Source organism: Verrucomicrobiota bacterium (assembly GCA_039192515.1).
Taxonomy (GTDB): Bacteria; Verrucomicrobiota; Verrucomicrobiia; order Methylacidiphilales; family JBCCWR01; genus JBCCWR01.
Map to the genome: position 1 here is coordinate 47,058 of JBCCXA010000021.1, position 21,673 is coordinate 68,730.

Sequence of the window (21,673 nt, forward strand, 5' to 3'; positions counted from 1 at the left end):
ACGGCGCCAAGTTATTCACATCGGTCACTACTGAATTCTTAGCTCCTGCGTTTTAATTTGCAACTGAACTCTATTCCTCAACCTCAACGGATGCCATCTAGAATACTAAGTGCTTTTCTCTTTAACGGTTTCATGACCAATAAAAGTCGCCATATACATAGTAATAGGATTTGCTTTTCTCTTGCGTGCAGGAATGCCATTGATAACTTTTGAGCGTGAGCAGAATCTGCGTTTCTTCCAGGCTTATCTCTTGCTCGGTCTGTGGTCTGACTCAACAAAGGCCCCGGCTTCAAGAAGGTGAAATAGCCACTTGCACTCGCTGCAATGAGGACCTAGAGGAACGTCATGACTCGACTATCATCAAAGCTTTTGCTTTTTCTCTAGGAAGCTTATGTCTTCTGCTACCTGCCAATATTTTTCCCATACTCTACTTCAACTATAGCGGACAATGGAAAGAAAACTGGATCATCTCCGGTTTTACCCTGCTTTATGTACAAGGGAGTCCGATCACTGCTTTCATGGTTCTATTCACAAGTTTTCTAGCCCCCATCCTGCTTCATTTACTCATCATGGTTGCTTGTGGATCCATACTTTTTAAACCACTGCATGGAGTTTCCCGTAAAATATGGAACTTTTTATTTGAATTCAAAGAATGGGGCATGCTGGACATCTACTTGGTAGGACTAGGTGTTGGTGCCATAAAGCTCCTCGGCATGGGCGATGTGGCAACTCGACCTGGTCTTTTCTGTGTGTTTGCATTTGTATTACTTTCTAGCATCTCACTAGGGATGCTAGAGCCTAAAAGGATTTGGCAACGTTTACGCCAGCAAGCTCCGCAGAAAAAAGAACATCATGCAGAAGTAAAAAATATAATTGTCTGTAATCACTGTGGAACGGTATTGGAGAGCGAGGGCGATGCATCCAACCAATCATGCCCGGTTTGCCAAGCATCCTTAGAAGACCATGACGACAAAGGCTTTAAACAAGCTTGGTGGTTCCTTCACTCCGCAACACTTTTATACCTGCCTGGTAACATCTTTCCTGTTATGACGATTATTCTCAAAGCAGATAGGGGCTCATACACTGTCATGGGTGGAATAGAATACCTATGGCACCATGGGGACATCGTACCAGCGGTCGTGGTCTTTATTGCGAGTATGATCGTTCCTGTTGCAAAAATAATTACCCTATATACGCTATTTTTCACTTATAAAAACGGACAGAATCCATTACTCAAAACCAAATTGTTCCTCTGGGTCAAGGCACTTGGTCGCTGGTCTATGGTCGATATTTTTGTTCTTTCTATCCTCGTAGCTCTTGGACAACTTGGCATTGTTGCCACAGTCGATCCAGAAATCGGAGCTATTCCCTTTTGCGGTATGATTGTTTTCACCATGCTCGCGGCAAACTCCTTTAAGCCCAAGGCCTTTTGGCAGTACTCTGAAGAAATCAAACAAGAAAACCAACAACCAGAAAGTCCCCTACCCGCATGAGCAGCGCAGACCATCCAGAAACTAAAATACACCAAAAGAAAGGCCTCCCTTTATTCTGGATAGTGCCTGTCCTCGCTATTGGTGTAACAGCTTATTTAATCTATCAAACCATCTCTGAAAGAGGCCCCGAGATCGAGATTATCTTTAAAAGTGCTAAGGGGCTTGTTGAAGGCAAAACAGCACTGAAGTATGACGGAGTGAAAGTAGGGCTTGTCGACTCTGTAAAGCTCTCTCCTAATCTACAAACTGTCATCGTGAAAGCTCATCTATATCCGTCAGCTAGCGAGTTAGCTCGCTCTGGTAGCCAGTTTTGGATTGTTTACCCACAAATTGGCTTGGAAGGTGTAACAGGGCTCGATACACTCATCGCAGGAAATCACATCAATATACAAGCGGGGAAGGGACCTCTCACTTCTTCCTTCAGAGGACTAGAAGGCCCACCTCCTAGAGATCCTAATTCTCCCGATCTTTATGTCACCATTTATTCCCGCGAAATGCCCTCATTGCGAGCAGGTGCCCCAGTCCTTTTTAGAAAGCACCCGATCGGTACAGTCGAAGAACTAGATTTTGACACAGAAACTCACATGTCTCAAATTGATGTTCGCATAGACGCAGAATACAAAAAATTAATCCATAAAAATTCTATTTTTATCGACTACAGCGGTATCAATATCAATGTCGGCGTCGACGGTATTGAGGTTAAATCTGACTCGCTTATTTCAGTAGCATATGGCGGCATAATAGCTGTCACTCCTGACCAAGAGACTAATCCAGCTCCACTGGCAGAAAACGATGACCAATTCAGATTTTTTAGGTCTGATGATGAAGCTTTGCGGAAATCAGCAAAAATTGCCAATACCTCTAAAGGTGATCACGACTATGTGATTGAGCTAAATCTTGAAGATGGCATTGGCATCACTCCTGAGAAGACAGAATTGCGTTATAAAGGCGTCTCCGTAGGCACGGTCAGCAGTATTGAATTTTCTGAGGATGGGGAAGAAATGATTGCCCAAGTAACCCTAGAAAGAAAACTTAAACACCTGGCAAAAGATGGAACCCAATTTATCTTGGTTTATCCAGAAATTCAAATTGAAGGCCTATCTCGCTTAAGTATTAACACTCAGATTTTAAAAGGCGCCTACATCAAAATCGAAGAGGGCGAAGGGACAGGTGAACTGAAAGATCGTTTTGATCTAATTTCTTATCCAAGAGAAATGTACCAACCCATGGAAGGACTAAGGGTTACCCTGCTAGCTAATCAAGTGGGCAAGCTAGCCAAAGCCTCTCCAGTCTATTACCGGGGCTTTCAGGTTGGACAGATAGAAGGTTTTGCACTTGCTTCTGATGGCACTTCAGTAGAAATCGAAGCAGTTATTGAGCAACGTTATGCAGCTTTAGTCAGACAAAATTCCCGCTTCTGGAATGTGAGCGGAATCGATAGTCAACTTAGCCTCATGGGAGGACTCCAAGTTAAAACACAATCCTTTACAGGTGTTTTTGAGGGTGCGGTTTCTTTTGTGACCCCTGAAAATAAAAACATGGGTGCAGAGGCAGAGGATGGCGCAAGATATACCCTTTATGAAGAACCAGGCAAAAACTGGTCCTCCTGGAAGCCTACCATCCCTTTGAACTGATTTACCTGGAGAAATTTAAGAGCTCTATTGCAATTGACATAAAGGCCTTACAACATACTTTCAACCAGAAATTGATGATGAAAAGAATTCCCTACTTATCTAGAAGCATTATTGGTTGTATCACTATTCTTGGCATGGTTGGTTGCGCTTCAGTTAGCACCGATTTAACTAGACACAATTCTGCATTCGCGCCATCAACTAAGCCTCAAACAATCTACATCACTGACTTTAGCACCATTGGAGAATTCAACGTTGATCGCCAAGGCCAGGAACTCGCTGAGTTCAAAAGGGATACACAGAAAATGATGACTACAGCTTTGGTGGAGCGGTTTCGTAAACACCTTGGTCCAAGCTATGCGGTTTTCGCAGCTGATCAAGCACCTGCTGGAAATCATATCCTAGTCACGGGTTCCTTTGCTCTGGTTAATCAAGGAAGTCGAGCGCTCAGAGCAGGTATCGGCTTTGGCGCTGGAGGAACTAAAATGGAAACGGCCGTATATGTCTACAACTTGTCTAACTCATCTACCTCTCAACTGCCATTCCTGACTTTTAGAACTACCGGTGGAAGCGGAGCTATGCCAGGTGCTGTATCAGGTGCAGCCACAGCTAGTGCAATCCGTGCTGCTGTTTCAGCAATTAGCGGATCTGCCAAAGGGCTAACTGAAGATACCTTAAGAACTTCACGTATGATTACTGCAGAAATCTCAGATTTTTATTTCCAGAAGGGCTGGATAGCTGAAGAAGATAGGCTTAATCCAAAACAAACCGGGCAACCTCTCAATATTCAATAAAGGATTGATTTCGCCATAGTTATTATTAGGTTCAGCACTATGAAAACATTATGGAGTCTCTTGGCAATAACCAGCCTTGTCCTAGCTAGCTGCTCTACTACTCCTTACGAAGAGCGCCGCGAACGGGATGGTTGGTCTCCAAATTCCGTAAATCTTGAGGAAAATCGGATGGAACCAATAAAGTATAAAGCAACCTTCTAGGTATCTATCCTTTGGTGCTCGGAGTCATGATTCAGATAACTCCGAGTATAATCTAGTCCAATTAATTGGATTAAACCGAATTAGGTCATAGAAATTGAAACCGCTGCATCATAGCTTGATCTGCAAGAAAGAGAGATTCCACGAAAATATATCCAATAGCCAAGCGAGGACGAAACTATCAAGCTTGAGAGCGTCAATCAGGATAATCTAGAGACATGAGTCTCAATAGGTCATACCTTTAGATGACTCTATGGCTCTTGAGGACAAGATTTTGCGCAGATCTTTTAAGTCTCCATGGCATTATTCGAATTGAACGTTACTCTTGAGACTCTTGCTTATTCTTTCTGTACTCTTCTATTTGCTTTTTAAATTCTTCTCTACGGGCACCTTTCTCTTCCTCACTTAACTCCCCATCTCCGTCTTTATCCCACTTGGCCAACATATCGAGTTTAAGATTTTCCTTCTCAGATTCATCTAATTCACCGTCATTATTTTCATCATACTGCTCAAGCATTCTTTGACGCATCTTCCCGTGCATGGGACCCTTACCTTTACGGCCTTTACCTGCTATACTCTGTTGTTTACGAAATTCCTTAGCATTCGCCTTTTCCTTCTCATCTAATTGCCGGTCTCCATTTTCATCAAACCTCTCGAGCATTTTCTCACGTATTTTCTCCCTATGATCCCCTCCACCCGGACCTTTTGCATTTACTTCCACTGCTGTAGCGCAGGGTAAAATAAGTAAAACCGAAAGGTATGTTAAATTTTTACAAAATGTGCGATTCACTTGATTTTTGAATAGAGTTACTTTTCTCATAATAAAAGATAGAACCCTCCCGGTCGGACAAAGTTGCTAAAAATTATATGGGTGTCCCAAACTTTGGTTCGGATAGCAAATCAATCACTGACAGCCTGTTAATATTCGTCTGCGCAGATAGGCTAGCCCCTGAAAGAACATCAGCATTTATCGTTGATGAACCAGAACTCGGAGTCCCTAAATCCGCATAATTTTGGCTAGTTGAACCCACCACAGATCTTTGTGAGAGAGTGTTTGTGATATAGAAATTAAATTTAGATAGCTGACTATCTACGAAGGCAATTCTTTTATTCACCTCTGTTTCTGCAGTAGTAATTGATGAGGTGGCTGCCGCTGCTTGAGTGCTATCAGAAACCGATGTGCTGGTAAGCCCTAATGTATCGGAAGACAGGCTCTGTAGCCTAAACTCCTGAGTGAAGCCATTTTCATTGATGACTGTATCGATCGTTTTGTTCTGGAATATTTTAGTTCCCTTAAAAGCAGCATCCCGCAAAGTCTCATCTAAAGATTTTCTCAGATCAGAGAATGAATTCGAAAGCACCGCTCTCTCATCTGCTGATAAAATAGTGGATTCAGCTTGCTGAGATAGCTGCTTAAGACTGCTTAATGTGTCCTTAATAGATTTTAGTTGTTCACTGTTTGCTTGGCCTAGACCAATAGCAAAAAGGCTGGAGAGACTGGCTCCTTGTGTCGCACGAGATACGTTTCCAAGTCGAGCACTAATCAGGACCCCGTCTTCTTGAGATGTGGTTGAGGAAACGTTCTGGGAGAAGGAGTCAGTCCCTACAAAATTCGCTGGAGTACGCGATTGTAAATCTTTTGCAATGCTTCTCTGTGAGGATGACAACGCAAAAGATGCAGATGGTGAAAATGTAGAACCACCTATTCCAGTAATCGCCATTTAAAACTCCGTTAATTTCTTAGCGGAGCACAAACCGTAACCAATAATTACAATATAGCTGACGGAATTTAGAAAAGATAGGGTCTAATTTTAAAAAATAAGAAAAGATAGCTAGTTAATCCCTGAAGTTACCTACATCATTCCAAGTTTCATTTTACCAACCTCGCTAATCATCCCTTGGTCCCAGGCTGGTTCCCATACAAGCTCAACCTCAGCTTCAGTCACTTCATCGAGTTGCATGACACGATTTTGAGCATCCGCTTGAATTGTGGGCCCCATCCCACAGCCGGGTGCTGTTAAAGTCATTTGCACCTCTACTCTCTTTTTCCCATCTTCTGCCTCTTTAAGATCCATCTGATAGACCAGGCCCAAATCCACAATATTTACGGGAATTTCTGGGTCATAAACCATCCTCAATTGCTCCCAAACCCGATCCTCTAAGCTTTTGCCTTCTTCAGCTGCAATTTTATGGTCTTTATTAGCGACTTCTTGGCCTATGGCATCGGCATCCTCAGCATTTACTCTAGCCATGCCAAAAGCTCCTACTACCGTATAGGATCCTCCAAGTGACTGCGTGATCATCACCTCAGTATTTTCTGGAATAGCAAACTTCTCACCACTCGGTATACGAACGGCACTGATTTCTCTTGAGACTTTTATTTCGTCAGACACTATAAATCCTTTGTTTTGCGGTCTTTAAATACAATTTTTGCTTTTTGTCCTGAAGCTGATAAAGCCTGCATATTATCTACTAGGGTGCCTTTTTGATCGGGAATATCCATGCTCTTCATAGAAACTTTTTCCTCCTTTGAGAAATTATCGAGCGCTTGCTTCATGGCCTCTTCCACTAAGCTTGCGCAATGTATTTTCATAGGTGGAAGCGGCCCTAGAGGAGCGGAGAGCTCTTCCCCCTTCATGCTTCTTGCCTCCTCTACCGTCTTACCTTGCAAGAGCTCTGTAGCAACACTCGCTACCGCTATAGCTGTTTCACAGCCAAAGGACTGGAATGTAGCCTGATCTATAACTTTATTTCCCGATTCATTGTCCCTGAATTTCATCCACATGCGTAGCATATCTCCACACCCGGGACTGCCCGCTGTCCCTACGCTATCTGCGTCCTTTAGCTCCCCCATGTTTTGCGTTTTTACTGGTCCATCCATAGGTGAACTAGATTTTTCAGACTCTCGACTCATTTTTGCAGCTCGTAACGGGCCATTTCTAAATCAACTTCTTCGGCCCAACCATCAATTCCACCCCTCATGCATTTAACACTTTTAACTCCATGACCAATCAAATACGAAGCAACATCTAAGGCATGCTTTCCTTGGTGATCTATGAGTATAATCTCTCCATCATCCTCTGTAAAATTCATAAGTTTTTGCATCAGCTCTTGATCCATAAACTTGGATCCCTCAATTTTAACAGCTTCATACTCTTCTCGCGAGCGCACATCTATAAGATGGATTTTAGATGGACTTTCGACCACTAATTGGTGAATTTTCTGGGGCTCTAAGAGGAGAAGCTCTTCTTGCTCATGCCCTTGCTCAATTGTTTCAATCACATGGCTAACATCCAGATTCTCGTTTCTCTCACATAAATGTGCTAGAGTCTCGTAATCTTTGAACGCACAACTAGCACACCCTCCGATATGAAAGTGTCTAAATAGTGCACGCCTAGCGCCCGGGAAGGCATTCAGCACCTCTTCCATAGTGCTATCACCGGAGATGAGCGCCTGAGCAGACATGCTGGTCACTCCAATCCTTGAAGTTTGCGCAGATCGACCGTTTCTTCTGCTGCGGAAGAAACTTTAGCAGATACAAGATCTTCTTTTACATCCTCAATGGCTTTGGTCTTAACAAATTTCTTGGCTATTGTTTGGCGAATCCAATCCTCAACCTGGTCCAATTCTAAACGGGTTGTGACCTCATCCAAGAAACCCTGAACGATAAGCTCTTTTGCTTTTTTTTCATCGATACCACGCGCTAGCATATAAAACAGTTCTTCTTCATCTACCTGCCCCGTCGTAGATCCATGACTGCATTTTACGTCATCATTAAGTATCTCCAAGCCGGGCATGGAGTCGGCCTCCGCCTGAGGATTTAGAAGAAGATTGCGATTAGTCTGATAGGCATCTGTGTGAGCTGCTTCTTCCTGCACCATGATAAGTCCAGAGAAAATGCATCGTGACTTGTTCGAGAGCGCATTTTTATAAAGCAGATCACTCCAGGTATGCGGAGCACAATGGTTTTGCAAAGTTCTCTGATCGAACTCTTGTTTATCATGCGATGCGGTAACCGCCAACATCTCACTCCTAGCGCCACTGCCCATCAAACGGCTTTGGTTCTCGATCCTAGAAAATTTACCGCCTACATTAATATAAAGGCTCCTTGCAGCAGAATCCTTGGCGCACTCAGTGGCATTGATTTGAAAAGACTGAACTTTTTCACTCCAATTTTGATTAGCCACATACTTGACCTGCGCCCCTTCTCCCACATAGAGGTCGCTCAATGAACAAGCCAACCCTGGGTCATCTCCTAAAGACTGGTAAAAATCAACAAGGGTAACTTTGCTCATAGACTCAGCAACAATCAATGTATGAGGAAAAACAGATGCGTTCTCACCTGATAACCAGTGGAATGCTAAAAACGGCAACTCAACTTCAACTCCTTTAGGAACATAGAGAAAACTACCCGCTTGGCAGTAAGCATCGTGTAAGCTGGCAAACTTTTCTGATCCAAGGTCGATCGGCTGAGACATAAAATACTTCTCAACAAGATCACCATATTCCGTAACCGCCTCTGACAAGGAAGTCCAAATAACCCCTTGTTCTTTGAAGGAAGATGTAATACTGGAGAAATCTTGAAGCTTATCATTGGCAAAAACCAGCTGGCCCGCGGATTCGATACCCAATCGACTCTTATCAATAACTTTAGAAATACTATCTTCGGTGGCCTCAAAGCGCTGGAATGCATCTAATCGAAGTGACCGAACTGAAGCAAAACGCCAGTCGATATCTTTTGCACTAGGCATGGGAAGATCTTGGAATTTTTCCCATGCTGCCTTACGACGTTCTGCCCACCAACTGCTAGGCACTGGCTCCTCACTAGGAAGCTCTCCATCCAAAATTGGAACTGACTCTGTCATTATCGTGTTCAAATTGATACCTTGTAGATTATTAAATTTTTACACCGAAGCTATAAATACTTGAATTGTCGAGATAAAATAAAATTCTAAGAGCCATCATCGCCAATAGCCTCTACTGGACACCCTTCCATTGCTTCATCACATTGAGATTTCTCTTCTTCACTTTCAGGCTGTTTGAAGACAAAGGAATGTCCACCATCATCGTCGCGAGTAAAGTTTTCAGGTGCAGTTTCGCGGCATAGATCACAGTCTATACACTGGTTATCCACATAGTAAATTCCTTTGACATTCTGGTCATACTTATCTTCTTCACTAGCCATTTATTACTCCTTTATCATTCTTCTGATCTTTACTGGTAGGATGTTAGCCGACCGAGCCTTCCATTTCCAGATCTATTAACCTTTTGAGCTCAACGCTATATTCCATAGGAAATTGATTCACCAAATCGTTTACAAAGCCGTTCACACTCAGGCTCATGGCTTGGGCTTCTGTAAGTCCACGTTGCTGCATGTAAAAGATTTGCTCCGCACTTACCTTACTCACACTCGCCTCATGCTGCACGCTATTTCCCTGGCCCCGAACTGAGATAGCAGGGTAAGTATCGGTCCGGGATTTTTGGTTAATGAGCAGTGCATCACACTCCGTGTTATTTTTGCACTTCTTGAGATGCTTCGGGATATGAACTAAACCTCTGTAAGAGGAACGTCCCTCACCTATGCTAATACTCTTAGCCACAATGTTGCTAGAGGTTTCATCCGCTGCGTGAATCATTTTTGCACCTGTATCCTGGTGTTGCCCATCATTAGCCAAAGCAATACTGACTACTTCACCTCTGGCTTTGCGACCTTTCAAAATAACCCCAGGATACTTCATGGTAAGGCGAGAACCAATGTTACAATCGATCCATTTGATCTCTGCTTCCTCCATCGCAATGCCTCTCTTAGTAACCAAGTTGAAAACATTAGGGGCCCAGTTCTGTACAGTAATATATTGAAGCTTTGCTCCCTTCAATGCCACAAGCTCCACTACAGCACTATGGAGAGTAGCCGTATCAAACTTGGGAGCTGTACAGCCCTCCATATAAGTAACTTCCGAACCCTCATCAGCAATGATCAAGGTACGCTCAAATTGGCCAAAGTTCTGCGCATTGATTCTGAAATAGGCTTGAAGCGGATGCTTTACCTTAACTCCAGGTGGCACATAGATAAAACTACCCCCGCTAAAGACTGCACTGTTTAGAGCTGCGTATTTATTATCACCTGTAGGGATAACTTTCCCGAACCAACGGCGGAAGATATCTGCGTGTTTATGAAGACCTTCGGTGCTTCCTACAAAGATAACACCTTGTTCAGAAACTGCCGCTTTAATATTAGAGTAAGCTGCCTCACTATCGAACTGTGCTTCAACTCCAGCTAAAAACTTGCGTTCTTTTTCCGGTATGCCGAGACGTTCGAAGGTTCTCTTCACATCATCAGGAACTTCTTCCCATGTTCTTTTAGGCGCTTGCCCTTTAGACAAATAGTAACGAATTTTATCATACTCAATGTTCTCTAAATCTTTAGTGGCCCAATGCGTTGGAGTAGGTCTCTTTTCAAAAGTCTTGAGAGCTTTCAAACGAAATTCTCTTAACCAATCAGGGTCTTTTTTAACATCGCATATATAGTTGATGGTTGCCTCGCTAAGTCCTACACCTGCGTCAAATTCGTAATCTTCCTCGTATTTGAAGTTCCCGTGGTCCGCCTCAAACTGCAAATCTGGTTTTTCGCTCATATTGTAAATACTCTTATTAGAATTTCATTTTTATGCTCAAGCACCTGCTGGCTCCGCAAAATCCTTCACAACCCAATCATAACCTTTTTCTTCAAGTTCAAGCGCAAGTTCCTTATCTCCAGTCTTTATAATCTGACCCTCGACCATGACGTGAACATAGTCAGGAACGATGTAATCCAATAATCTTTGATAGTGAGTGATGACAAGTATCCCCATATTTTTTCCTTTTAGTCTATTGACACCATCGGAAACAACCCTTAAAGCATCGATATCCAAACCACTATCTGTTTCATCCAATACAGCATAGGAGGGCTGCAAGATAGACATTTGCAGAATCTCATTGCGTTTCTTTTCTCCCCCTGAGAAACCATCGTTTACCGCTCGCGAGCTAAATTCATGCTTCATGCCTAGTTCATCCATCTTATTATAAAGTAGCTCATAGAATTCTACTGCATCTACTTCCTCCCCCTCAGGAAGGCGAGCCTGTAGAGCTGCCCTGAGAAAATTGGCGATTGTGACACCTGGAATTTCTGCTGGGTACTGAAACGCAAGAAACAGTCCCATACGAGCCCTTTCATCAGCTTCGTATTCCATAATATCTAGACCATCGAGTGTAACTGATCCCCCTGTAACCTCATAGTCTGGATGCCCAGAAAGAACCTTAGCTAGAGTGCTCTTGCCAGAACCATTAGGTCCCATAATCGCGTGAACTTCACCCTTAGGGACTGTTAATGAGAGTCCTTTCAAAATCTCCTTATCCTCGATATTAGCTTGTAAATCTTTGATCTCTAACGCGTTCATTTGTGCTAATATAGACTCAGTCCGATTTTCTGCAAGAGCATCAAATTTCAATTCTTAGTTATAATAATAATTAATAATTGAAAAAATTATGCAAAATTCCTCTTATACAATAATTATAGCAGCTATTATATCTACTTAAGCTCAGATTGGAGCATGAATAGGTTCTCTTAGGGCTATTTTTTCTGCTAGATAATCAGCATCTCTAGCAACCCCAGCAAATCTTCCCGAACCCCAAGTATACAGCCAAGGCAAGCCAAGAAAATAAAGACCTGGGCAATCTGTAACCCCTCGCACACAACAAGGATACCCTTTATTATCAAAAACCGGGGCCTTAACGAAACCAAATTCAGGTGCAAAGCCTATTGCCCAAATGATTGCTGAAATCCTTTGATCTGCAAAATTCAAGCGAGTTTGCTCCACATTGGGCTTCCACACAGGAATGTAGGGCTCTTCGCTCGGAATCTCTAAACCTTGATTTAAGATATACTTATCTATGATGTTGCGAAGACGGACATAGGTTTCATCTGCTAAGTCTAGTTTTTCATTCACATCCGGTCTGACATTGAATCCACTAGCATCGATACTTTCTAAAAAACCATACAGACTCATGCCCTCTAGCGCAAATTGGCGAAGATCCATTTCACGTCCTCCATCCCTACCTGTTAGGTAGTGGTTGGTTTCATGCCTTACTTCCTCCGGATTTTCAAACTCGTGGATTGGTTTATCATAATGCCCCATCTCCTCAAACCAATCGACGACATCTCGCCCCCTGTAAAATCTGGGAGAACGAGGAGCACTCCCAAGACAAAGATGAACTTTTCGACCTTCCAGATGTAGATCCTCGGCGATTTGGCAGCCTGACTGCGCTGACCCAACCACAATCACTTCTCCGTCAGGGATTTGTTTAGGATTTTTATACTCCGCAGAATGAATCTGCATGATCGAGCCCGGAATTTTTTGGCTGCCTGGGAGCTTTCTTGGGCGATGGTATGCTCCCGTAGCAATCACAACCTGCTGGGTATTCCATGAACCTGATGAAGTCTCCACTGTAAAACCAGCTTTCCTGAGCAAAACAGAGTTCACCGTTACGCCTTCCATTAGCGGGGGGTTAAAACTTTTTGCGTAACGCTCGATAAATGCCACGATTTCATTTTTTAACATGAAGCCATTGGGGTCCGTACCGTCGTAATCATAGCCGGGTAATCGACACTGAAAATTTGGGGTTACCAGACAAAAAGAATCCCAACGTTCATTTCTCCAACTATGGCCTAATTGATTCCTTTCAAAAATGAGATGGTTGTTCAATCCACGACTCATAAGACAGTGACTCATAGAAAGACCTGCTTGTCCTCCTCCAATAATTGCAACATCTAACTCTTTATTTTCCATGTATTTTCGATTATTTAAATATGAAGAACTTTGATTTTTGAGTCATTTGGCAACTCCGCTAGCCATGTTTTGATCTTAACCAGCTGAGAAGAAGCTGCGCCGCAAGAAAAACCAAATTTCGCTTCTACTCTCAAAGAGGCCTCCGTTAGGGCATCTTCTGCTAGAGACCCAAATTCTTCTGCTGTATAGGAATGTCCTTTTGTAAAAAAACTCTTTACTACACTTGAAGGTGAATAACAAATTTCTTGTCTACCGTCGGGGAACTCAATTGTAAATGGTGTTTCAGGCATAATGATTTAGTTGCAACTTAATACCGCTGGTTTTTCTTTCAAAGATGTTCGTTTGGTTTGTTCAAATAGAGAGAGTGTCGAGCACGCAGCGCACTTTGCGCATCCAGCCTTAAGGGAATCTGATGTCATTTTAGCTTCTGTCAGCATCGCCGCTAGAGGCTCTAAAATAGATCGCATGAAAGCTGGTGAGGGTGAAAAACAATCTGCGAATTGTGTTCCCCCAACCGGCACAAATGGTACGACAAATGGGTAAACGCCTAAGTCAACAAGTTTGCGACATCCTAGCAAAAGCCCTTCTTTGGTATCTCCTAATCCAGCTAATAAATAAGTGCTGACTTCCCCGCGCCCGAACACCTCAACTGCTTTCTTAAAAGCACGCAAATAAGTTCCTACCGAGACCTCTGATTTACCAGGCATAATATGCTCGCGCACGCTTTGATCCCAAGCCTCTAGATGCATACCAAGCGAATCGACTCCTGCATCTTTTAACAACCTGAACCACATAAAATCATCAGGAGGTTCACACTGCACTTGAATAGGCAACCCTGTTGCTCGCTTAATAGCCCTTGCGCATTCCACTAAAATAGCTGCTCCACGGTCACTGGTAACTGGCGTTCCCGTAGTCATAACAACATTACTGACACCATCCAACTGTTGCGCAGCTAATGCTACTTCTGCCAATTGCTCAGGAGACTTACGAGCAATAGTTGTTTGATGTTTCAGAGATTCACCGATGGCACAAAATTGACACTTCGTCTTTCGATTCCCATAACGAATACAGGTCTGCATAACCGTGGTGGCTAAAACATTATTGGAATGCAGTCGAGCAATTTTCCAGTAAGGAATACCCTCCTCGGTTTTTTTAGAATAAAATCTTGGAGCAGGGGGAAATTCTAACGGTGCTAATTCTTCCTGCTCTTTGAATAACATCATAGAATTTTCAAAGTCACTCTTGCGACGAGCAATAAACGGCGTCTTGATTTGGTTTTTTACATCAGATCGAATAATTCGTACCATTACTGTGCTTCCTAAAACAGTAATTGCCCGGTGGTCAGTTGGCCCAGCACCACCTAGACGAAGCATATTGTCATCTGTGCCTTGCTCAATGCACAATCCAAATGATTGCAAATCAGACAACAGAATTTGCTTCTGACTCAACAAAGCCGTGTGAAATGAATTCTTCATCACCATTTTCTTCCTTGGTTGAATGAATTTTTTGGGCATAACTGCGAGAGCTACGGTCAACTGAGAATGAAAAAAGATCCGGGCGAGCATAATGTCCTACACTATCTAGCATTCGCTTACGCTTGGTAATGAGATCAAAATCAAGCTCCGCTATACAAATGCCTTCTCCAGAAGTAATAGGCTCCCCCAAAAGCTTACCCTCTGGTGAAACAATTGCTGTAAAACATCCACCTGTTAGGGCCTGACGTACTTTTGGATCCGGCGCAATCTTTTCTCGCTGCTCATCTGTTAGCCACCCCGTTGCATTGACCACAAAACACCCTGACTCTAAAGCATGATGTCTGATGGTGACTTGTATTTGATCAGCAAACGTTTGTCCCACCATAGAACCAGGGAATTGTGAACAGTGAATCTGCTCATGCTCGGTCATCAAAACATAGCGCGCTAATGGATTGTAATGCTCCCAGCAGGCTAACGCTCCTATCCGTCCGAGATGGGTATCTACCGCGCGTAAACCACTTCCATCACCTTGTCCCCAAATCATACGCTCATGATAGGAGGGGGTAATCTTTCGCCGATGAAACACCAATTTTCCCTCTTCATCGAAAATAAGTTGAGCATTGTAAAGAGTTCCATGATCTCGCTCATTCACACCCACTACCAAAATCATTGATAAACGAGCTGCCAGTTTACTAAGTCGCTCGGTAATCGGGCCAGGTACTTCAACCGCTTCCTTGTATAAACCTAAGTGATTTGGACCTATCGCTAGGGGCGGATCGGTAAAAGAAAAGTAGGGATAGTAAGGAACTGAAGTCTCTGGAAATACTGCAAGATTGGCACCCTGGCTAGAAGCTTCTGCCAGGGTCTCCTCCATGCGATCCACCGTGCGATGACTACTCTCTAAATCTGGCGCTATTTGGATCGCTGCTGCAATGACTTTATTCATGCTACACAGTCCATGAATCCATAATCACGGCGTTCGCTTTCTTATGCATCAAAATGATATCTAAAACATCTAGTGGATTAATCGGTATGATGCCTGGAATAAAAGCTTTCTCTGTTTGTCCATATAGTGCCTGAGTAGAAAAGCGACACCCATAGACTTTGCCACCCTCTTCCATAAACTTCTCTAGACGCTGGTTGACAAATAGATGTCCGGGAAAAGCTTCATCTCCCAGTGTCGGAAAGCCCCTTTGAAAACCCATAGTAACGCCGGGTCCATATAATAAGATAGAAGTTTCATACCCCTTGCGTTGCAATCTCGTGGCCGATAAGGTATTTACAATGGAGATAGATCCTTCAAAGGCGACCGTGTGAAAAGTAACAAGCGCCTTCTCCCCCTCATCTGCTTTGATATCTGGAAATACTTTTTCCTCGTAATCAACGAGAAAATCCCCCGCTTTGTTCATTTCTTTTTCTACTTTAGGCATATGCTTGACCTTTCTATTTATATGTTAATTTTTTTAGTTGCCATACAAGAAGAGGCACTTTTTAGGCCAAGCTAACTCAAGGAGACCTCCACATTGATGCATATCGTTGCATTATTAAAAAAAGGATTCCTTTGCATGGTGAGCAAGCTACTTATGGTCTATTTTTAGCCAATGTGCAGTGAATTATGATCAATTGTGATTAAAATCGAACAGTCTTATCATTGGTTTCAAACCCTATTTGTTAGGCACATGTTATGCTTATCGTTGCATAGATGAATGCGACTAAAATTACCATGCAAGATCTCGCTAATGTATTAGAACTCTCTTCTTCTACTGTATCGCGAGCCTTAAAAAATGATCTTCGCATTTCAGAAAAAACCCGGAAACGTGTCATAGAAAAGGCCAATCAGTTACAGTATCGACCAAACCCCATGGTAAGCGCGCTCATGGCCACTCGGAAAAAGCGCGGGGGCTCTGGAGAAATAGGAACCATTGCTTTAATAACAGATTACCGGGGTTCACAAAAGTGGCGTGAAAAGGATGTTTGCATCTGGGCTTATAATGGAATCCTTAAAAGGGCCTCAGAACTAGGCTACACTATCTCAATATTTGATTTAAAAGACTACCATTATGACCCAAAAAGATTAGAACAAACACTACTTGCTCGGGGAATCAGAGGGGTGTTGCTAGGGTTTTCCCGTGAAGCAAACACTCAGTTTCAAATTTCATCAGAAAAATTCGTCTTGGCAGGTTTGAGCACTTATTTTGGCCATATACAAGTCGACCGAGCCAATTTCTATGGATTTTACAATGTCCGTTTGGCCCTAGAAGAACTCTGGAAATATGGCTATAGAAAGCCTGGGTTAGTTGTTCCAGAATTTAATAATGCCGTTTCTGACCATGCCTGGTCTGCAGCATTTCTCGACTGGCAGCGACTGCGCTATCAAAAAGAAGAAAAAAGATGTTGCCCGTTTATACCCAACGGAAGTTCTTCTGGCTCGGATTTCAAGAAATGGATGAGCCACGAAAAACCTGATGTTATATTAGTTTACAAGTTTCCGGTTCGACACTACCTAAACGAAATGGGTTTGCGTGTTCCTGAAGATATTGGCTTAGCCTATCTCTACCGAAATGCGGATGAAATGGGTATGGCTGCAGGAATTGATGGCCGAATGAATTTAGTAGGCGCTGCATCTGTTGATCTCGTCGTTAAAAAACTACAACTCAATTTATCCGGCGAAGATACCAATACAAATGACGTTCTCATTAAGGGCAGGTGGCATCATGGGCCTACTCTGACACAACTCAAGCAAGACAAGGAAGAAGCTCTTCTTGAAAAATAATAACTCCTTATGAAACCAATTGACCGTCTCTCCAAAGGGTCAATTGCTCATTACCTTGAATTAAATTGAGCTCTTTTATGGTGTGAAACATTCCTACGGAGGCACAAGCTATATCTCGCTGATGGAATAAAGAAACAACATCAGAGACTTTGCTAGCTTCAATCGCTAATAAAAATCCAAAACTGGGAAAGGCCGTTAACCAACGAATGAAATCTCCATCATTTGGTCGAAATAATTTATCGAGGCACACACTTGCACCAATCTGTGAACATTCTAGAAACATCATCAGAGTTCCGAAGATACCTGCATTGCTAATGTCTTTTGCCGCATGACATAAACCTGCTTCCGCTAAAAGGGGTAACAGTTCTAGATCACCACGCAGACGTTCTGAGTCAGCCTCTACACTGGCATTCCAAAAAGGATCATCCCCTCTGTAAGATGCTCTCATGTCTACTGCTAAGAGTAATTCGTCTCCAGCTTTCGCATCAAAGCTAGTTAGCAATTTTTTTGCTTCTCCAATAATACTAGCGCCTAACAGTGTTTCATGCTCCAGCGATGACGTATGGCCTCCAACAATAGGCACTTGGTATTTTTTTGAGGCTTCTTGCATTCCTTCCCATAATGCCCCTGCTTGACTCTCATTTGATTTCCAGAGTAAGTCAATAATCGCGATAGCACGTCCCCCCATAGAAGCAATATCACTTATATTGACCATGACAGCTGAGTATCCTGCAAACCAAGGATCCTTTCGTATAAAACTAGGTAACATAGCCTCACCAGCAAAAAGAAGCCACTGATCATGATAGGGAATAGCCGCTGCATCATCCCCCAAAAAAATCGATCCAGAAACCTTTTCAGCAGGTTGGTAAGCGGAGCGGATTTGAGACTTTTCCAAAACAGCTGGACTCTTAGACAAAGCAGTAGCTATCTGTTTAATATCCATTTTTTTGCGAGGTAATGATAGGATGGAATTCTTACCTAGAATATGAATTCCGCTGGCTGGTAATAATTAAGATCGGCCTCCATATATGCATGACGAATCCCTCGGAAGTCTACATTATCAATCGTCCGCCAATGAAAGCGCCGAAAAAATTTTTCGTTTTGGTGCTGAACCGTGGCAAAAAAGCGTTTGCAGCCAATGCGATTTGCCGTTGAAACAGCTTTATAAATCAGTCCAGCGCCCAACGCTCCAAGCCCTCGGTAATTGGGTTGGCAGTTCCTGATGGAAACTCCACTGCTAATACTGAGCAGTTTACGGTAGTCTTTGTGCACTGCTAAACGACTACCATACCAAATCCCAGGCTCTCGTTCATCTATCCGAACAACCCCTACAACTAAGTCCTCCATTCCAGCCAAAAGAGACTTACATACAATTGGTATCATCTTATCATCATATTCATCATGGTCTGACTCATGAAAAATCTCCTGCTCTTTACAAAAGACCTGCCGCCTGAGTGCCCAAAAGCCCTCTAAATCTTCATGGGTTTGTGCTATTTTGAAAATAAAATCAGGTGGAGCATATTTTTTCACAGTTTCAAAAAGCATGATTCTAACTCAGCAAAATTTATGCCATGGGTCAGTAGGCTCATGTTACCTAGCAAACTTGGGAATAAATATCTAAGAATAACGGTCGCCCCCATCGCCACAACAACACTTGGCTCCATAGCATGCTTCAGTAAATAATTGCCTGAATCCTATTTTAGCCCTCACTATGAAAGACCCTAGCCACAGTTGGACAAGTAAAAGCAATTACTCCAAAGGAAATCATTTTTAGTGCTGAGATCTATTTTAAATAGTTTCTTGCATAATAGCGGAATTGAAAAGCACTTTGTTTGCTTGCCAACAATTGGAAGGCATTAGCCCATCAGCATGAAAAAATTTAAATGACTAGATGAAGCTACAGAAGAAATGCTTACTACCAAAGCCTCAGTTCAAAGCTATACTAATGTTAATCAAAAACAATTACCTTCAATGAAACCAAGCAGAGCATCCTCTATACGGTGTATGTATCTTATAAGTAAAATAGGTGCTTGACTACCCACATAAATTTTGATGTTGTGCTTACTTTGTTGATAGTTAAACAAAAACGACGAAAGGATATAATATCATATGAAAACACTACTGATATCAAAATCAGACGAATCGATGTTTTGGAATTCACACTTTATTTGCCAGCTCAAACGGCGTGCAGCTAGCATTATAAGATTACTTAGCGTGCTAGTTTTTTTAAATGCAGCACATGCGGATACAGTTTCATTACTAAACCAAAAAGATTTCCCTGATGTAGGCAAAAGAGCAGTTGTGAGAACGGTGGTTATCTACTCAATGGAACATGGGCGATTTTTACAAATAGAGCCAGCTCCGGATCCCACTGATGCTTCGATGTATATCACTCTGGATTTAAATGATACTCAAATACCAGCTAGTCAAATAGATACGTACATGCTTTATAATTTTAAAGGACTTCCTCGAAATTATCACTTCAAATTTACCTTGGATCGACAAATTGATGAAAATGACAATGAAGTGGTCTACGGAGCCAAGGTCTCTCGGGTTTTCAAACCTACCTCACAGTTCTCCTTTGCTCCTGTAGTCCTAGTGGATGGAGAACTTGGTTGGTTGACAAGCTATGAAATCCCTTTTCCAAAGTTTGGCAAAACATTGTATAACCTAAAGTTTTATTCTGGATATGTGTCTATTCAAAACTATGAAGTACCATCTAATCCGAGTTATGAAGGTTACTTTTGGGCCACGAACGATTCAATTGCTATTGCTAATACTGAAAAAATTAATATAAGTCCTTTTGCTACAAAGGGTAGTGATACCAGGAATCATTTTAAGGTATTTATATTGGGCAAGACTAGGGGCCCTAGAGGCAAGACGGGCTTCTCGCGTTAATAGTTGGAATCGAGTGAGGGTTCCCTCCTCATCAGCCACGTTCCGTTCAAAGAAAAACTAAATCAAATACAAAAAGAACTACTTAATGATTTAGTGGATTAGTGCCAGAGTTCGATAGCTAAAGACAGAACAAAATCAAGCCACAAGATAAAATCAACTATGTGCTCCAAGCCTTCGGTAATTGGGTTGGCAGTTCCCGATGGAAACGCCAGTGCTAATACTGAGCAGTTTACGGCAGTCTTTGTGTACTGTTAATCGACTACCATACCCAATACCAGGCTCTCGTTCATCTATTCGAACACCCTCCACAACTAAGTCCTCCATTCCAGCGAAAAGAGACTTACATACAATTAGTATCATCCTATCATCATATTCATCATGGTCTTCTCTGAAAGTTTGAGTCAACCTTCAAATTGTTAAATTGTTTTTGGTTATGTCAGTTTAAAGATCCGTAATCACACTTCTCTTAGTTTCACTATGCAACACATGGTATAATCAGATCTCCGGCTCTCTATCCTGACCCAAGAGGCTCCTTTAAGAGGATCTTATCTTCTTGTAGGCCGTCAGACCGTATTCAGAGCTGCCGGAGAAAGTCTTTGCTTCATAACTTCTTTGTTCTTTTAATCAATTCCAAATAATCTGACACATCCTACGTGCAACTATGCTAATGGCAGTATTGGCCTTTTTACCTCGTTCTCTATGGTGCCTATAAAGAGATCCCAAATAACTATCACAGCCAACTGCTACCCAGGCTGCTTCAATCATGGCCCAACGCATCCACTTATTACATCCCTGAAGCATCTTCCCATGATATACTTGACCAACAGATGCTTTAGTTGTAGCAACCAGTCCAGCATAAGCACATAGCTTGGCACTATTAGGAAATCGTTCTATATCCTCTATTTCTGCAGCAACCACTGAGGCTAATATTCTTCCTAATCCTGGAGTACTAAGAAGCAATTGCACATCACCATTTTCTTTTCTTGTTCTTTAATCTGCTTTTGAAGAACTTCTAAGAGCTCTATATCTTGACGCAGGATCATCCCTTCTAATTCAGGCAACTCCATTTGCTTAATAGCTTTCATCGCCTTTACCCCAAAAATATCAGAACATTGAGGCAATTGAAGATTCTCTTACTTATCGAGTAGGCCATGGATGCGATTGCGTATCCCCGTTCCTAACTTCACCCAATAAAGACGTTGTCTAAGCAACTCTTTTTGTTCTCTGGCTTCTTGAGATGGTATATGTGCTGTAGCCACAAGATTTCCTCGCAGTAAGGTTGCCAGCCTTTGGCGTCTGGTCGATCTGTCTTTATTTGAGCATCAGCTATCAATCGAGTCTTATAAGGATGGGCCAGAACTATCCTATCAAACCTGCCTATGGCTTCTAATCGATCATAGAGCTTAGTCCAGCTCCAACAGCCTTCTCATACGACTTCTCCAGGTTCTTGAAGATCTTCAAAATCATTGACTAGTTCTTCTATAGTATGATTATTGATTCGTCCTTCTCGGATGCAATTGCCTTTTTCATCTACTGTGTATCACACGCTATAGCCCTTATGATGGTCAATTCCGGTATAGAGCTTC

At 42.5% G+C, this 21,673-nt stretch carries 26 protein-coding genes; 6 read left to right on the forward strand and 20 right to left on the reverse strand.

Annotated features, from left to right (window positions below):
* Window positions 1-215 precede the first annotated feature (215 nt).
* The 4 genes from AAGA18_10490 (at window position 216) to AAGA18_10505 (ending at window position 4,119) form a co-directional block, all read left to right on the forward strand.
* On the forward strand, window positions 216-1,493 hold the full coding sequence (locus AAGA18_10490; protein ID MEM9445766.1) for a paraquat-inducible protein A: 1,278 nt from the start codon (window positions 216-218) through the stop codon (window positions 1,491-1,493).
* On the forward strand, window positions 1,490-3,127 hold the full coding sequence (locus AAGA18_10495; protein MEM9445767.1) for an MlaD family protein: 1,638 nt from the start codon (window positions 1,490-1,492) through the stop codon (window positions 3,125-3,127). The genes AAGA18_10490 and AAGA18_10495 overlap by 4 nt, the downstream gene beginning before the upstream one ends.
* Before the next feature lie 74 nt (window positions 3,128-3,201).
* A complete protein-coding gene (locus AAGA18_10500) occupies window positions 3,202-3,918 on the forward strand; it encodes a DUF4410 domain-containing protein (protein ID MEM9445768.1) in 717 nt (238 codons plus the stop codon).
* 39 nt (window positions 3,919-3,957) lie between these two features.
* Window positions 3,958-4,119 carry a hypothetical protein gene (locus AAGA18_10505; protein ID MEM9445769.1) on the forward strand — a complete coding sequence of 54 codons (162 nt, stop codon included), beginning with the start codon at window positions 3,958-3,960 and terminating at the stop codon, window positions 4,117-4,119.
* Between the two features lie 316 nt (window positions 4,120-4,435).
* Here the strand turns inward: AAGA18_10505 and AAGA18_10510 are convergent, their stop codons facing one another.
* The 14 genes from AAGA18_10510 to AAGA18_10575 form a co-directional block, all read right to left on the reverse strand.
* A complete protein-coding gene (locus AAGA18_10510; GenBank protein ID MEM9445770.1) occupies window positions 4,436-4,936 on the reverse strand; it encodes a hypothetical protein in 501 nt (166 codons plus the stop codon).
* 43 nt (window positions 4,937-4,979) lie between these two features.
* Window positions 4,980-5,837, reverse strand: coding sequence for a hypothetical protein (locus AAGA18_10515; protein MEM9445771.1), 858 nt, complete (start codon window positions 5,835-5,837; stop codon window positions 4,980-4,982).
* A gap of 132 nt (window positions 5,838-5,969) precedes the next feature.
* Window positions 5,970-6,509 carry a putative Fe-S cluster assembly protein SufT gene (gene sufT, locus AAGA18_10520; GenBank protein MEM9445772.1) on the reverse strand — a complete coding sequence of 180 codons (540 nt, stop codon included), beginning with the start codon at window positions 6,507-6,509 and terminating at the stop codon, window positions 5,970-5,972.
* Window positions 6,509-7,030: an iron-sulfur cluster assembly scaffold protein gene (locus AAGA18_10525; protein ID MEM9445773.1), complete on the reverse strand. Its 522-nt coding sequence runs from the start codon at window positions 7,028-7,030 to the stop codon at window positions 6,509-6,511. The genes sufT and AAGA18_10525 overlap by 1 nt, the downstream gene beginning before the upstream one ends.
* A complete protein-coding gene (locus tag AAGA18_10530; GenBank protein MEM9445774.1) occupies window positions 7,027-7,581 on the reverse strand; it encodes a rhodanese-like domain-containing protein in 555 nt (184 codons plus the stop codon). The genes AAGA18_10525 and AAGA18_10530 overlap by 4 nt, the downstream gene beginning before the upstream one ends.
* 5 nt (window positions 7,582-7,586) lie before the next feature.
* Complete coding sequence (sufD, locus tag AAGA18_10535) at window positions 7,587-8,981, reverse strand: Fe-S cluster assembly protein SufD (GenBank protein MEM9445775.1); 1,395 nt, start codon at window positions 8,979-8,981, stop codon at window positions 7,587-7,589.
* Between the two features lie 86 nt (window positions 8,982-9,067).
* On the reverse strand, window positions 9,068-9,301 hold the full coding sequence (locus tag AAGA18_10540) for a ferredoxin (protein MEM9445776.1): 234 nt from the start codon (window positions 9,299-9,301) through the stop codon (window positions 9,068-9,070).
* A 43-nt stretch (window positions 9,302-9,344) separates the two neighbouring features.
* Window positions 9,345-10,751 (reverse strand): Fe-S cluster assembly protein SufB, encoded by a 1,407-nt coding sequence (sufB, locus tag AAGA18_10545; GenBank protein ID MEM9445777.1) that lies wholly within the window; start codon window positions 10,749-10,751, stop codon window positions 9,345-9,347.
* Window positions 10,752-10,787: 36 nt separating this feature from the next.
* Entirely contained in the window at window positions 10,788-11,552 is a 765-nt protein-coding gene (gene sufC, locus AAGA18_10550) for a Fe-S cluster assembly ATPase SufC (protein MEM9445778.1), read from the reverse strand.
* A 141-nt stretch (window positions 11,553-11,693) separates the two neighbouring features.
* Window positions 11,694-12,941 carry an MSMEG_0569 family flavin-dependent oxidoreductase gene (locus AAGA18_10555; GenBank protein MEM9445779.1) on the reverse strand — a complete coding sequence of 416 codons (1,248 nt, stop codon included), beginning with the start codon at window positions 12,939-12,941 and terminating at the stop codon, window positions 11,694-11,696.
* Between the two features lie 14 nt (window positions 12,942-12,955).
* Window positions 12,956-13,231 carry an MSMEG_0570 family nitrogen starvation response protein gene (locus tag AAGA18_10560; GenBank protein ID MEM9445780.1) on the reverse strand — a complete coding sequence of 92 codons (276 nt, stop codon included), beginning with the start codon at window positions 13,229-13,231 and terminating at the stop codon, window positions 12,956-12,958.
* 6 nt (window positions 13,232-13,237) lie between these two features.
* Entirely contained in the window at window positions 13,238-14,416 is a 1,179-nt protein-coding gene (locus AAGA18_10565; protein ID MEM9445781.1) for an MSMEG_0568 family radical SAM protein, read from the reverse strand.
* Window positions 14,361-15,362, reverse strand: coding sequence for a Nit6803 family nitrilase (locus AAGA18_10570; GenBank protein MEM9445782.1), 1,002 nt, complete (start codon window positions 15,360-15,362; stop codon window positions 14,361-14,363). Before AAGA18_10570 ends, AAGA18_10565 begins: the two co-directional genes overlap by 56 nt.
* Window position 15,363: 1 nt before the next feature.
* Window positions 15,364-15,846: an MSMEG_0572/Sll0783 family nitrogen starvation response protein gene (locus AAGA18_10575; protein ID MEM9445783.1), complete on the reverse strand. Its 483-nt coding sequence runs from the start codon at window positions 15,844-15,846 to the stop codon at window positions 15,364-15,366.
* Between the two features lie 272 nt (window positions 15,847-16,118).
* On the opposite strand from AAGA18_10575, the gene AAGA18_10580 reads away from it, so the two are divergent.
* Window positions 16,119-17,189, forward strand: a complete 1,071-nt coding sequence (locus AAGA18_10580) for a LacI family DNA-binding transcriptional regulator (protein ID MEM9445784.1) — start codon at window positions 16,119-16,121, stop codon at window positions 17,187-17,189.
* Window positions 17,190-17,196: 7 nt separating this feature from the next.
* On the opposite strand, the gene AAGA18_10585 is transcribed toward AAGA18_10580, so the two are convergent.
* Together AAGA18_10585 and AAGA18_10590 are read right to left on the reverse strand one after the other, a co-directional pair.
* A complete protein-coding gene (locus AAGA18_10585; protein MEM9445785.1) occupies window positions 17,197-18,132 on the reverse strand; it encodes a sll0787 family AIR synthase-like protein in 936 nt (311 codons plus the stop codon).
* A gap of 35 nt (window positions 18,133-18,167) precedes the next feature.
* The gene (locus AAGA18_10590) at window positions 18,168-18,734 is read right to left on the reverse strand and encodes an MSMEG_0567/Sll0786 family nitrogen starvation N-acetyltransferase (protein MEM9445786.1); all 567 of its coding nucleotides are present in this window, start codon (window positions 18,732-18,734) and stop codon (window positions 18,168-18,170) included.
* Window positions 18,735-19,298: 564 nt separating this feature from the next.
* Here AAGA18_10590 and AAGA18_10595 point away from each other — a divergent pair.
* A complete protein-coding gene (locus AAGA18_10595; GenBank protein ID MEM9445787.1) occupies window positions 19,299-20,087 on the forward strand; it encodes a hypothetical protein in 789 nt (262 codons plus the stop codon).
* 153 nt (window positions 20,088-20,240) lie between these two features.
* On the opposite strand, the gene AAGA18_10600 is transcribed toward AAGA18_10595, so the two are convergent.
* The 4 genes from AAGA18_10600 to AAGA18_10615 all read right to left on the reverse strand — a co-directional run bounded on the left by AAGA18_10600 (window position 20,241) and on the right by AAGA18_10615 (window position 21,346).
* On the reverse strand, window positions 20,241-20,447 hold the full coding sequence (locus tag AAGA18_10600; GenBank protein MEM9445788.1) for a hypothetical protein: 207 nt from the start codon (window positions 20,445-20,447) through the stop codon (window positions 20,241-20,243).
* Between the two features lie 264 nt (window positions 20,448-20,711).
* Window positions 20,712-21,053 carry an IS110 family transposase gene (locus AAGA18_10605; GenBank protein ID MEM9445789.1) on the reverse strand — a complete coding sequence of 114 codons (342 nt, stop codon included), beginning with the start codon at window positions 21,051-21,053 and terminating at the stop codon, window positions 20,712-20,714.
* The gene (locus AAGA18_10610; protein ID MEM9445790.1) at window positions 21,023-21,172 is read right to left on the reverse strand and encodes a hypothetical protein; all 150 of its coding nucleotides are present in this window, start codon (window positions 21,170-21,172) and stop codon (window positions 21,023-21,025) included. The genes AAGA18_10605 and AAGA18_10610 overlap by 31 nt, the downstream gene beginning before the upstream one ends.
* 48 nt (window positions 21,173-21,220) lie before the next feature.
* Window positions 21,221-21,346 carry a hypothetical protein gene (locus AAGA18_10615; GenBank protein ID MEM9445791.1) on the reverse strand — a complete coding sequence of 42 codons (126 nt, stop codon included), beginning with the start codon at window positions 21,344-21,346 and terminating at the stop codon, window positions 21,221-21,223.
* Window positions 21,347-21,673: the final 327 nt, after the last annotated feature.